Annotated in this window: 12 protein-coding genes; 8 read left to right on the top strand and 4 right to left on the bottom strand. The window is 33.9% G+C overall.

The window, feature by feature from the left end:
• Positions 1–21 precede the first annotated feature (21 nt).
• Positions 22–1,191, bottom strand: a complete 1,170-nt coding sequence (locus tag AC1M9A_RS10515) for a nucleotide sugar dehydrogenase (RefSeq protein ID WP_481610157.1) — start codon at positions 1,189–1,191, stop codon at positions 22–24.
• Between the two features lie 168 nt (positions 1,192–1,359).
• On the opposite strand from AC1M9A_RS10515, the gene AC1M9A_RS10510 reads away from it, so the two are divergent.
• The 7 genes from AC1M9A_RS10510 to AC1M9A_RS10480 all read left to right on the top strand — a co-directional run bounded on the left by AC1M9A_RS10510 (position 1,360) and on the right by AC1M9A_RS10480 (position 8,334).
• Positions 1,360–2,130: a glycosyltransferase gene (locus AC1M9A_RS10510; RefSeq protein ID WP_481610156.1), complete on the top strand. Its 771-nt coding sequence runs from the start codon at positions 1,360–1,362 to the stop codon at positions 2,128–2,130.
• Between the two features lie 26 nt (positions 2,131–2,156).
• Positions 2,157–2,900 carry a hypothetical protein gene (locus AC1M9A_RS10505; RefSeq protein ID WP_481597944.1) on the top strand — a complete coding sequence of 248 codons (744 nt, stop codon included), beginning with the start codon at positions 2,157–2,159 and terminating at the stop codon, positions 2,898–2,900.
• Between the two features lie 3 nt (positions 2,901–2,903).
• A complete protein-coding gene (locus AC1M9A_RS10500; protein WP_481610155.1) occupies positions 2,904–3,707 on the top strand; it encodes a glycosyltransferase family 25 protein in 804 nt (267 codons plus the stop codon).
• Between the two features lie 19 nt (positions 3,708–3,726).
• Positions 3,727–4,791, top strand: coding sequence for a glycosyltransferase (locus tag AC1M9A_RS10495; RefSeq protein WP_481610154.1), 1,065 nt, complete (start codon positions 3,727–3,729; stop codon positions 4,789–4,791).
• A 22-nt stretch (positions 4,792–4,813) separates the two neighbouring features.
• Positions 4,814–5,692, top strand: a complete 879-nt coding sequence (locus AC1M9A_RS10490; RefSeq protein ID WP_481610153.1) for a glycosyltransferase family 2 protein — start codon at positions 4,814–4,816, stop codon at positions 5,690–5,692.
• A 15-nt stretch (positions 5,693–5,707) separates the two neighbouring features.
• A complete protein-coding gene (locus AC1M9A_RS10485) occupies positions 5,708–7,609 on the top strand; it encodes an acyltransferase family protein (RefSeq protein ID WP_481610152.1) in 1,902 nt (633 codons plus the stop codon).
• A gap of 245 nt (positions 7,610–7,854) precedes the next feature.
• A complete protein-coding gene (locus AC1M9A_RS10480) occupies positions 7,855–8,334 on the top strand; it encodes a glycosyltransferase family A protein (protein ID WP_481610151.1) in 480 nt (159 codons plus the stop codon).
• A gap of 517 nt (positions 8,335–8,851) precedes the next feature.
• On the opposite strand, the gene AC1M9A_RS10475 is transcribed toward AC1M9A_RS10480, so the two are convergent.
• From AC1M9A_RS10475 to AC1M9A_RS10465, 3 genes are all read right to left on the bottom strand, one after another.
• Complete coding sequence (locus tag AC1M9A_RS10475) at positions 8,852–9,070, bottom strand: hypothetical protein (RefSeq protein ID WP_481593534.1); 219 nt, start codon at positions 9,068–9,070, stop codon at positions 8,852–8,854.
• Between the two features lie 108 nt (positions 9,071–9,178).
• Positions 9,179–10,963 carry an aspartate--tRNA ligase gene (gene aspS / locus AC1M9A_RS10470; RefSeq protein WP_035265578.1) on the bottom strand — a complete coding sequence of 595 codons (1,785 nt, stop codon included), beginning with the start codon at positions 10,961–10,963 and terminating at the stop codon, positions 9,179–9,181.
• Positions 10,964–11,110: 147 nt separating this feature from the next.
• Positions 11,111–11,881, bottom strand: a complete 771-nt coding sequence (locus AC1M9A_RS10465; protein ID WP_481610150.1) for a DUF4184 family protein — start codon at positions 11,879–11,881, stop codon at positions 11,111–11,113.
• A gap of 180 nt (positions 11,882–12,061) precedes the next feature.
• Here AC1M9A_RS10465 and znuD point away from each other — a divergent pair, with 180 nt between their 5' ends.
• Entirely contained in the window at positions 12,062–14,209 is a 2,148-nt protein-coding gene (gene znuD, locus AC1M9A_RS10460) for a zinc piracy TonB-dependent receptor ZnuD (protein WP_180028275.1), read from the top strand.
• The last annotated feature ends 80 nt before the right edge of the window (positions 14,210–14,289 follow it).

Here is a 14,289-nt window from a genome sequence, read left to right as displayed (position 1 = left end):
AGGACTCAATTGAGTCCTTTTTTAATCATCTTTACCAAAAATATCTCTGGTATACACTTTATCTGCAACATCATTTAGTTTATCGCAATGACGATTACTAATAATTAAATCTGCTCTTTTTTTAAATTCTTCCAGTGTTTTGATGATTTTTGAGTTTTGAAATTTTTTCTCTGAAAGTGTGGGTTCGTAAATAATGATCTTGATTCCTTGTGCTTTGAGACGACGCATAACACCTTGTATTGCTGACGATCGAAAATTGTCTGAACCACTTTTCATGACCAAACGATATATCCCTACAACGCTAGGGCATCTCTCCAAAATAGACTGTGCAATAAAATCTTTGCGAGTAATATTCGCATCTACAATGGCTTGAATTAAATTGCTTGGAACTTGGTCGTAGTTGGCGAGTAATTGTTTAGTATCTTTAGGAAGACAATATCCGCCGTAACCGAATGATGGATTGTTATAAAATTTACCAATTCGAGGATCTAAACAAACACCCTCGATCATTTGGCGAGTGTCCAATCGGTATATTTGAGCGTAAGTATCTAGTTCATTGAAGAATGCAACGCGCATAGCTAAATAGGTGTTTGCAAAAAGTTTGATTGCTTCTGCCTCGGTGGAGTCAGTGAACAAGACTGGACAATCTTTTTTATAAGCACCCTCTATGAGCATGTTTGCAAATTGATGTGCTCGTTCAGAATTTTCACCCATTATAATTCTTGAAGGATATAAGTTATCCAGCAATGCTTTTCCTTCTCTGAGAAACTCAGGTGAAAATATAATATTCTGTGTTTCAAATTTACTTTTTAGTTGTTGGGTGTAACCTACAGGAACTGTCGATTTGATAATGATCGTCGCTAATGGATTGATACTTAAAATCTCAGTGATCACAGATTCAACACTTGAAGTGTCAAAAAAATTGGTTGTAGGGTCATAATCAGTTGGTGTCGCAATAAGAATATAGTCTGCCTGAAAATATGCATCCACAGCATTAGTTGTTGCTTTAAAGTTTAATAGTTTATTACTTAGAAAATCAGAGATTTCTATGTCTTGTATAGGTGAGATTTTCTTGTTCAATAAATTTACTTTATTTTGATCAATGTCTAAGGCGGTGACTTCATGATGTTGCGCTAAAATCATCGCATTTGAGAGACCGACGTACCCAGTGCCGACAATAGTAATTTTCATTATTTTAGTTCAAGCCAGATTAAATTTAATTTGACAAAATAGGGTTTCTAAGACGTGACAATTTAATGAAGATTTGATTTCAATTTTGACGAGTTTGAATTCTTATCGTTCAAGAATATTTTAACTCTGTGGTATGATGCAGCTATTGATTAGGTGGAATAAAACGGCATGTCAATACATGAAAACAATGTCTTATTAGAAGAAGAGTTTGCACAAGAACAGAACATTGTTTTGTGTATGAAGTGGGGAACCAAATATGGTTCTGAGTATGTGAATCGTCTTTACAATATGGTGAAACGACACACGACTGTTGATTTCCAGATGGTTTGTCTCACTGACCGTACAGAAGGAATTGATCCAAATGTTAAATGCTTTCCTATTCCACCGTTAGCATTGCCTGAAGGCGCGCCTGAGCGTGGTTGGAACAAACTTTCAACTTTTGAGCCTGACTTATATGGCTTAAAGGGAAACGCGCTATTTTTAGATTTGGATGTTGTTATCGTTGATAACATGGATGATTTTTTCACTTATCCAGGTGATTTTTTAATTATTCACGACTGGAAACGACCATGGCGAATCACAGGTAATAGCTCAGTATATCGTTTTAAATTGGGCGCTTTCCCTGGATTATTACCATATTTTCGTGAGAACTTTGATGAGATCCGAAAAAAATTCCGTAATGAACAAGCCTATTTGTCATGGTATGTAGATAAACATGCGAAGCAAACCTATTGGCCAGATAGCTGGTGTAAAAGTTATAAATATCACTGTTTACAAAAAATCCCAATGGCGTTTTTTAAGCCACCAGTAAAACCTGAAGGTGCTAAAATTATTATTTTCCATGGTGAGATTAATCCACCTGATGCTGTGAATGGTGGCGGTGGTAAATGGTACCGCTATGTGTTGCCAAGTCAATGGATTAAGGATGCTTGGCAATAATAGTTGCCTTTTAATGGTGGTTTATAATGCCTGTTAGAAAAAAAAGTAAATTCGAACAATGGTTCTCCTTTAGTCGGCATCAACGTCGTTTTGGTGCAGATGAGGTCTATGCGCAATTTGAAGGTATAGATATTAATGCGTTGAAAGAAAACTTGATTGAAGGTGATGAAACACGCTATACCCATGGATCAGCGAAAGATTTGAAGCAGCATATAGAGCAGCTCAAAGATGAGTTCGTAGGTCAACCTGCGTTGAATCATTATCATGCTAGTCTAATTGTATTGATGCGCCGAGATGTTGATACGACAGATAACTATCTAAAATTTAAATCTTTATGGCTTAAAGAGCGAGATTTTTTACTGAAATCCTTAAATATACGATGGTTAATTTCAGCGTGTGATACTTTCATTGATCATGATGAAGATTCTCTTCTGAAAGCAATTTTGATGAATGCTGTGGTTCTTATTAATACTTTAAAGCTTCAGGAAACGGAACGCTATTTATGTGATCATCAGATGGAAGAAAATCTAGAGTGTCTAAATCATTTACAGTCACAACGTTATGCTCTATTTGATGGTACATCTGCTTTTGCAGTGGGTACTGATGATACATTGAGAAATATGCGTTGGCGTTTAGACCAGATATGTACTGATCATCCATTAGGTCAATTGGTTATTGAAATTTTTGAGCGGATTAATCAAGACGTTAATGATACTGTCTATGTGCGTTTTAAAAAAAGACATACGCGTGAAAAAACACGTTGGTGGTAATCCATGCAGATCTTGATTATAAATCTTGAGCGTTCAAAAGAGCGTTTGGCTTTTCAGACTCAACAGTTTGATGATTTGGGTTTATCTTTTCAGCGTTTAGCTGCTGTATCAGTTGATGATATCGATGATTCACAATATCAATTATTAGGGTTTGGTTGGCAAAGACCTTTGCGTAAGGTGGAGGTAGCATGTTTTTTGAGTCATCAGAAAGCTTGGGAAACTGTTATTAAAACTAATGAACCAGCATTGATATTAGAGGATGATGCAGTCTTATCATGTCATATTCCTCAGTTACTTGAAGAAATACAAAATTATAATTTTAAAGATATAGATTTAATTAATTTTGAAGTACGTAGTCGTAAAAAAATTTTTTCTAAAAAACCAGAATATCAATTAGTCGCTGGACAAACTGCGCTATATACTCTATATCAAGACCGAACAGGTGCAGCAGGATATTTACTCTATCCATCGGGCGCAAAGAAGTTATTACAACGTTTAGCAGAAACCTCACCTGCAATTGCTGATGGTTTTATTTTTAGCCATTATGGATTGAAGAGTTTACAAGCTGAGCCTGCCGCAATTATTCAAGAAGATCAAATGGTAGCTTATGGTCTTGTACCTGCAGAGCAGTTTGAATCAGTGATCGGACGTTCAGAACATCACAAGCCAATTTATTCTTCTGCTATGGAAAAAAGAGTATTTAGAAAGAGACGGATCATCGGTCAGTTGGCTATGGGATGTCGCTATATGCAAGTCATATTTAAAGCGCAAAAGCGATTTATTCGTCTTGATAAGGCACATTTTTAACAATATTGAATATCGAATTATGAAGAAAAAAAAGGTTGTACTTGCTATTTTTACTTTACAAGGTAACGGTGCTGAACGTTTCGCATTAACTTTAGCCAAAGGTATAAATAATGCAGGACATGAAGCACATATTGTTTATTTCAAAGATATTATAGATTTACCTATTCCTGAGGGAGTGAAGATACACTTCTTTAATTATCAAAAATTTCGTGCTATACCTAAATTTATGCGTGCAAAAATTGCCGCGAGTTCATTTGATAAATTCGTTTTAGATCAAGTGGGTACTCCTGATTTGGTTTTATCTAATTTATTTCCTGTCGATTTTATTTTAAGTAGAAGCCAATTACCAAACATTCATATGGTCATTCACAATACAACGAGTCAAGAATACGCTGGTTGCTTAAATGACAAATTACTAAATCAATTAAAAAAAATTTATTTATCTAAGCCATGTATCGGTGTAAGCCAAGGTGTAACTGAAGATTTTAAAAAATTATTTAATAGTGAAAATATTCAAACGATTTATAACCCAATTGATATTGATGATATTCAAACTTCCGCCAATGAGTTCATACCAGATATAGCAGGGCCATATATAGTCAATGTTGGAAAATTTAAATTTCAAAAACGACATGATATTTTAATTAAAGCCTACGCTAAGGCAAATATTTCTGAAAAACTAGTGCTAGTTGGTACAGGAGAATTGGTAGATCAAGCTAAGACATTAGTTAATGAATTAAATATTCAACATAAAGTAATTTTTACCGGGTTCAAGAAAAATCCGTATCCCTACATGAAACATGCTTCTTTTATGGTGCTATCGTCTGATTTTGAAGGGCTAGGCCTAGTAATATTGGAGTCATTGGCTTTAAATGTGCCAGTAATTAGTACCAATTGCCCTTCTGGGCCTAATGAAATATTGGATGAGGAATATCTAGTTGATGTTCAAAATATAGATCAATTAGCTAAATTAATACAAAGTGCTAGTTTGAAAGGATTGAATCCTTTGAAGTTAGAAAAAAAATTTGGTCAAATATTTGCAGTAAGTTCTTATTTAAAATTAACTGAAATGTTTAATAGATAAGCGAATTAAAGGAATAATCGAAGTGTTAAAATTCGGGATTGTTACTCCTACGTATAATAGACCTGAACTTTTAAAGAGGTGTATTGAAAGCGTAAAAAATCAATCTTATAGTAACTGGCTTCAAGTTATAGTCGATGACTCAGAGCAAGTTAATGGTGAATTAATTAAATTAATAAATGAAAAGCATCACTATTTAAAAAATTCAAAAAATCAAGGGGTTTGTTACTCACGTAATAAAGGAATAGAGTATTTATTAGAAAATAATGTCGACTTCATAGTTTTTTTAGATGATGATGATTTCTTTGATAAAGATACTTTGAAAAATGCATTAAAAGAGATAAATGAATTTAAAAGCTTTGAGTGGTTTGTATCAAGAAAAATTGATCATCAATCAGAGAAATCACTTACTCAGCTGAATAAACTTCAGGGTAGCTATAATTATGTGGATGACTATCTGATTGGAAAAAGTATTAGAAGAGATACAACACATTTCTTGAAAGCTAATTTGTTGAGAAGAACAAATATTCGATTTAATGAGAAAATTCGTGGTGGTGGAGAATGGCGTTTTTTTGCAGCATTAAGCGAATATGTGAATTTTAAATTTTTTGAAGGGGGGATAACATTCATTGAATTTCAAACACACGGTTTAACTCATAAAAATAAAAATAAGAAATTTATTGCAACTGAAAGAGCTGATTTAGTGGTGTATCTAAATAATAAGAAAAAGTTTAAGTTAAAACAAATTGAATATGGTGCAAGTGTATTGAAACACTTTATTAAATTAAATGAATATAACTTGTTGAATGATTTTAAGATTAAGTTTGTTAATCGTCAAAATTTTATCATTCGAATATTATTCAGGATTGAATTTTTAATTTTAAAAGTATTTAGTAGATTGTAATGAATTTTAAATTTTATGAAGTCAATTTATAGAAATGATATTCAGGGTTTAAGGGCTATAAGTGCTATCTTAATCGTCATTTGTCATATTTGGCTTGAAAAAATATCTGGTGGTGTAGATATTTTCTTTGTTATATCAGGTTATTTTATGACAGCAGTTCTGATGAAGATGAGTTCGTCAAGCTTGTTGAACATATTTCTTGATTTTTGGAAAAAAATATTATCAAAAACATTTATTCCTGTAGCTTTGGTTGTTAGCCTTACTTTATTTTTTTGGTTTGTATTAGATTTAGGTAATAGACTTGAAATAATAAAACATGCTTCAAAAAGTATTGGTTTTAGTGAGAATTTGTACATAATTCGTAATAATTTAAATTATTTAAACTCTAGTTTTTTGAACCCTTTTCAGCAGTTTTGGGCCTTATCTATTCAATTTCAATTTTATTTATTTTTGCCATTTATATTTTATTTTTCTAAATTTAATATTAAGAGAATTTCTTTTGTTGCAATTTTAATAATAATTTTTTCTTTTTTTTATGGTTTGTATGAAACCTATACTGATGAATCATATGCTTACTTTCATCCCTTGACGAGAATATGGGAGTTTTTTTTTGGTGTATTGGCTTATTTAATTGTATTAAATAAAGGTGATAAAAAAATTATTTTATTTACAACATTTGGCATACCTATTTTAATCTTAATTCTTATAATTAATGCATTGTTTGTTCCTAATTTACTACCTTACCCTGGACTTGCATCAATTTTACCTGTAGTTGTTGCATTAGTGGTATTGTTGGATAATGAAAAATTTTGGGGTGTTAGTTTTTTAAAATTAAATGTATTTAAAATAATTTCAAAATATACATTTTTAATATATTTAGTACATTGGCCAATACTTATAATTTATAAGGCTTATTACGGCCTGGCTAAATTAAACTTTATTAACGGGATGGTTGTAGTTTTATTAACAGTTTTTTTTGTATTAATAGTAAATTTTTTGAATGGGTTAATAACTATTAATAATGCAAAAAAAGTGAAGTTCTATGCCATAATTCTATCTATTATAGTAGCTTTTTCGCTTACCTTTTCCATATTGAGAGATATTGAGAGAGAGCGCTTAAAACTAGCATACGATGACTGGTATTTAAACAATACAAAAGATTTTGAATTAATTGATGCTTTAAAAGTGGTTGAGGGTATTGGGTTAAAACATCAAATTAAAGATTGTTCAATATACGGTGATAGTTCTGATTTAAAAATTTGTACACATGGTGTTCAAGGTGCAAATAAAACGATCTATGTTGTTGGTGGATCACATATTGAACAATGGATTCCAACAATTATTAAATTTGCAAATGAATTCAAAGTTGAAATTGTACAAATCACTAAGAGTGGTTGCCCTCTAGGGGCTAATTTTGAAAATGAATTATACGATTCAAGTTGTCTAGAGTGGAATGAGAAACTACTTGATTTCTTGGGTAGTCGCCAAGTTAACTATCTTATAACTAACTCTACTAGAACTTATCCTGATGAGTCCAGTTTGAAGGAAAATGTTCCAATCTCTTATGTTAAGGCGTGGAAAAATATTATAGATAAGCAAGAGCATGTAAAAATTATTGGAATACGTGATAATCCAAGATTCTCCATTTCACCAAACTATTGTTTAATCAATAATTTCACAAATCCTGAAAATTGTGCTTATAAAAAGGGAAGCTATTTACAGGATACTGATCCATCTCAAAGATTGGCAGACCTCATTATTTCACTTGATTGGAATGAATTGTTTTGTAAGGGGGATGAATGTTTGACATATGAATCTAATATACCAATTTATAGGGATGATGATCACATTACGTCAATGTATGCAGAAGCTATATATCCTAGAGTGAGGAATGAATTAATAAAAATTATTGAATAGCTATTTTTCAACATAGTGAGGTTCTTAAATGATAATTTAAGAACCTCATTTTAGGCTCATGTTTAAAAAATTAATAAATTATAAACACTATTACAATTTCTTAAATTTTATTTATTTTTAAATTTGACCAGTATATTTTTATATACAAAAAGTTTTCTTACAAAAAGATTAATTATTTTAATAAACTATTATCAGCCTAGGAAATCATATAGAAAATTATTACCCAACTATTCAATGCGATCACAATGTATAATAAATCTTCAAAAATTATTTTAAGTATTATTGTTCCTGTTTATGGAGTTGAAGATTACATAGAGGATTGTATTCATTCTTTATTCAATCAACTTACTTCTGAAGTGGAGTGTATTTTTGTTAATGATGGTTCTCAAGATCAATCTATTCCTATATTGAAAAATTATTTAGAGAGTCAATCTGAACTAAAAAATATTTTAATTATAAATCAAGAAAATCAGGGTCTGAGTATGGCTCGAAATAATGTTCTTGATTTGGCTATAGGTGATTATATAGCTTTCTTAGATTCTGATGATAAAGTGATGGAAAATTATATTGGTGAAATTATTGCTATTTTAAAAAGTGAAAAGAATATCGATTTGATTCATTTTAATGCAATTGAACAGAGTCGACATAACTTCAATAAAGAGCTAAATCTAACTGAAAAAACTGGTTTGGTCGATCAGGTTGATCAATATTATTTACTTCAATAATTTAAACGAAATAGATGGTATGCATGGTTGAGGATTTATAAAAGATCTTTTTTTATACATATAAATTTCCTAAAGATTTATATTTTGAAGATATGTTATGTGTACTCATTATTTATAAAAAAATTTAAAAATATTTGAATTAAATAAACCGCTTTTATTTTATAGATATCGAGAGTCCAGTATAACTAACTGTACTATTAGTGATAAGCATGTTAACAGTTTATATCATGGGGTCAAATTATTTAGATCTGAAAGAGATGTTAGCCAGATTAAAGAGGTTTACTCACATCTTGATATTGTGCTTTTTAATACATATATAAAGCTTAGTTTTATAAAATACTGTAAATTTTTAAATAAAATTAAAAACAATGATTTAAATTTTATAAGAGCCAATGCTAGTCATTTCCACTGGAAGGTGAGGTGGATGTTGAAAACCCCTAAATTTTTTACCTATACAAAAATTGGCTAGGACTTAGAAAACATAAATAAATATAATAGGGGTATTTACAGTATTCTATTATTTATTATCCGCATTTCCTTTAATCACCATATAAATCAATGCAGCGATTGAACCAAACGCGGCAATAAAACTACTCGTACTAAAGAACACGATACGCTGATAAGTAGTGAGGTTAAATAGTTGTTCATTCAAGATATAACGCATAAATGCCCATTGCACGATGCAAAATACAATAATAATGATTGTATGACGACGAACATCAGGACGCATAGCCATATGAATGAACTCTTAAATATTTTCTGCGATTATGCCATTTTTAAGCATGTATCTCAATGAAATAAAAAACCCTGCAGTTGCAGGGTTTTTATTTAGATCAACAAAACTTTATTCTTGTGATTCAGCTTTTGGTTTTTCACGTAAGCGAATACCAAGATCACGAAGTTGAGTTGATTCAACTGGTGCAGGTGCTTGTGTTAAAGGACATTCCGCAGTTTTCGTTTTCGGGAATGCAATCACATCACGGATTGATGAACCACCTGTCATTAACATCACAAGACGGTCTAAACCGAATGCCAAACCACCGTGTGGAGGTGCACCATAACGTAAAGCGTTCAATAAGAAGCTGAATTTCTCTTCTGCTTCTTCTTCACCAATACCTAAAGCTTCAAAAATTGCTTTTTGCATTTCTAGGTTATGAATACGAAGCGAACCACCACCGATTTCAGTACCGTTAAGTACCATATCGTAAGCAACAGACAATGCAGCACCTGGGTTGTTCTTCACTTCTTCTACGCTAGATTTAGGCAGCGTGAATGGGTGGTGAACAGAAGTCCATTTTCCATCATCAGTTTCTTCAAACATTGGGAAATCAACAACCCAAAGTGGTGCCCACTCGCAAGTTGCCATCTTCATGTCATGACCGACTTTGATACGTAAAGCACCCATTGCATCGTTTACAACTTTCGCTTTATCTGCACCGAAGAATACGATATCGCCATTTTCAGCACCCACACGTTTTAATAGATCAAGAACGATTGGCTCGATGAATTTCACGATAGGAGATTGTAAGCCTTCGATACCTTTTTCAAGTTCGTTAACTTTGATATACGCCAAACCTTTTGCACCGTAGATGCCAACAAATTTAGTGTACTCGTCGATTTGGCTACGTGGAAGAGAGCCTGCACCTGGAACACGTAATGCAACAATACGACCTTTAGGATCTTTAGCAGGGCCAGCGAATACTTTGAACTCTACGTCTTGCATTAAATCTGCAACGTCAACGAGTTTAAGTGGAATACGTAAGTCAGGCTTGTCAGACGCATAGTCGCGCATTGCATCTGCATAGGTCATACGTGGGAACTTATCAAATTGAACATTAAGAAGTTCTTTAAACATCTTAACTGTTAAACGTTCCATTAAATCCATGATGTCATCGTCACTCATGAACGATGTTTCAACGTCGATTTGTGTAAATTCAGGCTGACGGTCAGCACGTAAGTCTTCGTCACGGAAACATTTAGCAATTTGGTAATAACGATCAATACCACCCACCATTAACAATTGTTTAAACAACTGTGGTGATTGCGGAAGAGCGTAGAAACTACCATTTGATACACGGCTTGGAACTAAATAGTCACGCGCACCCTCAGGAGTCGCACGTGTCAAAATAGGTGTTTCAACGTCTAAGAATCCATTTTCTTCGAAATAGTTACGAATAAGGTTTGTTAATTTAGAACGGAAACGTAAACGCTCTAACATTTCTGGACGACGAATGTCCAAGAAACGATATTTCAAACGAATTTCTTCTGAAATATTAGTATTATCATCATTTAATGGAAATGGTGGAGTTTCAGACGCTGCTAGAACTTCAATTTCTTTACCTAATACTTCGATTTGACCACTCACCATGTTGGCATTTTCAGTACCAGCATAACGACGGCGAACACGACCAGTAATTTTTAATACAAATTCAGAACGAGCTTTATCAGCTGTTTCGAAAGCTTCTGGTGTATCAGGATCAATAACCACTTGAACTAGACCATCACGGTCACGCATATCAAGGAAAATTACACCACCATGGTCACGGCGACGGTGTACCCATCCGCAAAGTGTAACGGTTTGATCAATTTGAGCTTCGGTTAATGAACCGCAGTAATGAGTTCGCATCATAGCGTTAAAAATCCAACTATATGGGTTAATGAAAGCGTATACGTAAACAGCGTAACGCCTTTATACAAAGGGTGAATTATGCCTCTTTGAGACTACAGTCACAAGGAGAAGATTATGAAAGCCCTATTATTTAATGCAAATTTAAAATTAAGACGATCCTTCGAATAATTCCAATTGATCTAAGATTTGAAAAACAAGCGTACAAATCGCAAACGTCAATAGAAAGCCTCTAAAGAAATAATTAATTGAGAAGCCAATGTAACCATATAGGTCATTTAAAATGGCTGTATTGTAATTAGAGTGGAAATGAATAAATCCAAATAATCCACCTAATATTGAAATTAGCACGGATACCACAGCAAAAATAGTGATAGAACGGGTTACTCTGAATGATTGACGGTAAGTACAAAAATACTGTTTTGCAAACCATAAAATAAAGGGCAAAACAATAATAGAGGTACCGACCTGTAAAATTCGATGGAGGGGGGAGTGTTGTCCGAAAAGATTGATTTGTTTAGCTAATAGGTCATGAAAAGCAAAGGTTCTGTAATCAACATGAGTTAAACCATCCCAAAGGATATGACTGCTGATACCCAAGATTAATGAAATATTGATCAGCACCAAGAATTGAAAGACAGATCTAAAGTTCGAGAGTTTTAAGGGATTGTAAATACCAACCCATCTAAGAAAAGTAGGTCGTAATAGTGCATACCACAATAGACAGAATGCCATTCCCACCAATAAATTGGGATATAGCAATGCGCTCCATTGATGTGAGATTTGGATATGTTCGTCTGTAAAAAGACGAAATAAGTCAGGGACCATGCAACCAATTGCTAGAGCAGAAATAGGAAGTGTTCCTTTCGATGCTTTATGCAAAATTGGTGCGAGTACAGCATGTGAAATTGTAAAGGGCATTGCTGAAATATATCAAAAAAATGCTATCCGAATTTTATAGATTAACATTGATATGTAACCCATTGGTTTAATTATATGAAGGTAATTAATTTGGAGTAAATGAATGAAATATGATTGAAGTTTGGTTGAAATGTTATATTATAACAACAATTGTAAATTCTCGAATTTTGAGCTTGTCGTATGAACTTTCATAAAAATATCATTACTGCCTCCGTCTTGGCAGTGATAGCATCCGCAGCACATGCTGATCAAAAACAAAAAAATGTTCAATTAGATACAATTTCTTCTACCGCACATCCATTGGTTCAAACAGCTGCTGACTTCGCTGTAGCAGATCATGTGATTGATCAAAAAAAATTATCTGAAAGACCAACAACCATAGGTGATGCGTTAGCCGATGAGTTGGGTGTTTATTCTAATCAGTATGGAACAGGTGCAAGTCGTCCTGTGATTCGTGGCCAAGATGGACCGCGTGTAAAAGTTTTACAGCATGCTTCTGAAACTGCAGATGTATCAACACTTTCTCCTGACCATGCCGTAACGGTTGATCCTATTTTGGCGAAGCAAGTGGAAGTTATCCGAGGACCTTCAACATTGCTTTACTCAGCTGGTACTGTGGGTGGTTTAGTCAATGTGACTGATCAAAAAATACCTACACAAATGCCAGCTAATGGTCTAGAGGGGCAAGTGGGCGTCCGCTACAACTCTGGGAGTGATGAAAAACTTGCGAGTGCAGGTGTAACAGCAGCTATAGGTGAAAATTTTGCACTTCGTGTTGAAGGCACGAAGCATAAAGCCAATGATTATATCCCTTTCAAAGGTTACTTCACTGAACATCATCATGAAGGTGAGACAGAGCCTCATCGTGAAAGTGCTAAACGTGTAGAAAATACCTTCTCAGAAGGTCAAACAGTTAATGTCGGCGGCTCATGGATCCATGATCGAGGTTTTGTGGGGCTGTCATATAGTAATCGACAAGATAAATATGGATTACCAGGTCATAGTCATGAATATCATGGATGTGAATTGCATGGAGATCATTTCCATTGTCCACCACCTAATTCAGCGCACGACCATGAACACGAAAATGCTGCAGGTCCATGGGTTGACTTAAAATCTGAACGCTATGATTTGCGAACTGAATTAAATGATCCATTAAAAGGATTTGAAAAGCTGCGAGCTCATTTAAGTTTTACAGATTACGAGCATGATGAACTAGAAGAAAATGAAGTTATTAGTAACTTTAAAAGTAAGGGTTATGATGGTCGTTTAGAGTTGGTTCATATACCGTTGTTAGGTTGGGAGGGTGTTGTAGGTGTACAAGCATCTCAGCAAAAAATAAAACTTAATGCGCCTGAGGGACATGACCATGATGAAGTTGATCATGGTGACCATGATCATAGTGATCACGATCATGAACATCATGGTCATAGTCATGATGTTCTGATGGCGGATACAAAAACCAATAAGTACAGTTTATTTGCACTAGAACATAAACAGATTGGTCCTGTGCATGTCGAATTGGGCGCTCGTGTAGACCATCAAAAAATTGATGTCGATTCCAATCAAAAGAACTACTCAGGGACTGCTGTTTCAGGATCAGCTGCAGCTAATTGGGAGTTCGCGCCAAATTATAAGTTGTCTCTAGTGGGGTCTCATCAACAACGTTTACCGCTAGCTCAAGAGTTATATGCAGATGGTCTTCATTTTGCAACAAACACATATGAGCTAGGTAATCCAGATATTGATAAGGAAACATCAAATAATCTAGAGTTAGGTCTCCATTATGAAGGTGATCAGCTCGATTATCATGTTCATGTTTATCACAATTGGTTTGATGACTATATTTATGGTGCAACTGTAGCTCAACAAGGCAATTTACGTGGACTTAAATATACGCAGGATAAGGCACGTTTTTATGGAACTGAGGCTCAGCTAGGCTATCAAATTAATGATACTTACAAGGTGAGTGTGTTTGGTGATTATGTAAGAGGCAAGATAGAGGGGGAAAATGCTCCACGTGTTCCTGCTGGACGACTTGGTACAAAGGTGGAAACCAATTTTGCTGATGGTTGGTCTGGTTTAGCTGAGTATTATCATGTATTCAAGCAAGATAAATTTGCTGACTTTGAAAAAGAAACCCAAGGTTATAACATGGTCAATGTTGGTGTGTCTTATGCTGGGCAGTTAAACAATCGCAACGATTATCGGGTTTATTTAAAAGCAAATAACTTGTTGGATGATCAGGTTTATTCGCACAATTCATTTTTGTCGAATGTTCCACAAATTGGACGTAATTTTACCGTCGGCGTTGAATACGGGTTCTAATTTAATTCAACGTGTTAAAAACAGTTTAATGCTTGAAAAAACGTAAATTAAAACCTAGTCTGAAAGTATCGGACTAGGTT

The organism is Acinetobacter sp. ANC_7634, assembly GCF_056779875.1.
This window is presented reverse-complemented; position numbering and strand designations above follow the sequence as displayed.

What these genes read in the sequence shown, in the direction of transcription:
- AC1M9A_RS10505 (WP_481597944.1), top strand. Translation starts at nt 2,157, where the DNA reads ATGCCTGTTAGAAAAAAAAGTAAATTCGAACAATGGTTCTCCTTTAGT.
- AC1M9A_RS10500 (WP_481610155.1), top strand. Translation starts at nt 2,904, where the DNA reads ATGCAGATCTTGATTATAAATCTTGAGCGTTCAAAAGAGCGTTTGGCT.
- AC1M9A_RS10475 (WP_481593534.1), bottom strand. Translation starts at nt 9,070, where the DNA reads ATGGCTATGCGTCCTGATGTTCGTCGTCATACAATCATTATTATTGTA.
- AC1M9A_RS10515 (WP_481610157.1), bottom strand. Translation starts at nt 1,191, where the DNA reads ATGAAAATTACTATTGTCGGCACTGGGTACGTCGGTCTCTCAAATGCG.
- aspS (WP_035265578.1), bottom strand. Translation starts at nt 10,963, where the DNA reads ATGATGCGAACTCATTACTGCGGTTCATTAACCGAAGCTCAAATTGAT.
- AC1M9A_RS10495 (WP_481610154.1), top strand. Translation starts at nt 3,727, where the DNA reads ATGAAGAAAAAAAAGGTTGTACTTGCTATTTTTACTTTACAAGGTAAC.
- AC1M9A_RS10465 (WP_481610150.1), bottom strand. Translation starts at nt 11,881, where the DNA reads ATGCCCTTTACAATTTCACATGCTGTACTCGCACCAATTTTGCATAAA.
- znuD (WP_180028275.1), top strand. Translation starts at nt 12,062, where the DNA reads ATGAACTTTCATAAAAATATCATTACTGCCTCCGTCTTGGCAGTGATA.
- AC1M9A_RS10510 (WP_481610156.1), top strand. Translation starts at nt 1,360, where the DNA reads ATGTCAATACATGAAAACAATGTCTTATTAGAAGAAGAGTTTGCACAA.
- AC1M9A_RS10485 (WP_481610152.1), top strand. Translation starts at nt 5,708, where the DNA reads ATGAAGTCAATTTATAGAAATGATATTCAGGGTTTAAGGGCTATAAGT.
- AC1M9A_RS10480 (WP_481610151.1), top strand. Translation starts at nt 7,855, where the DNA reads ATGTATAATAAATCTTCAAAAATTATTTTAAGTATTATTGTTCCTGTT.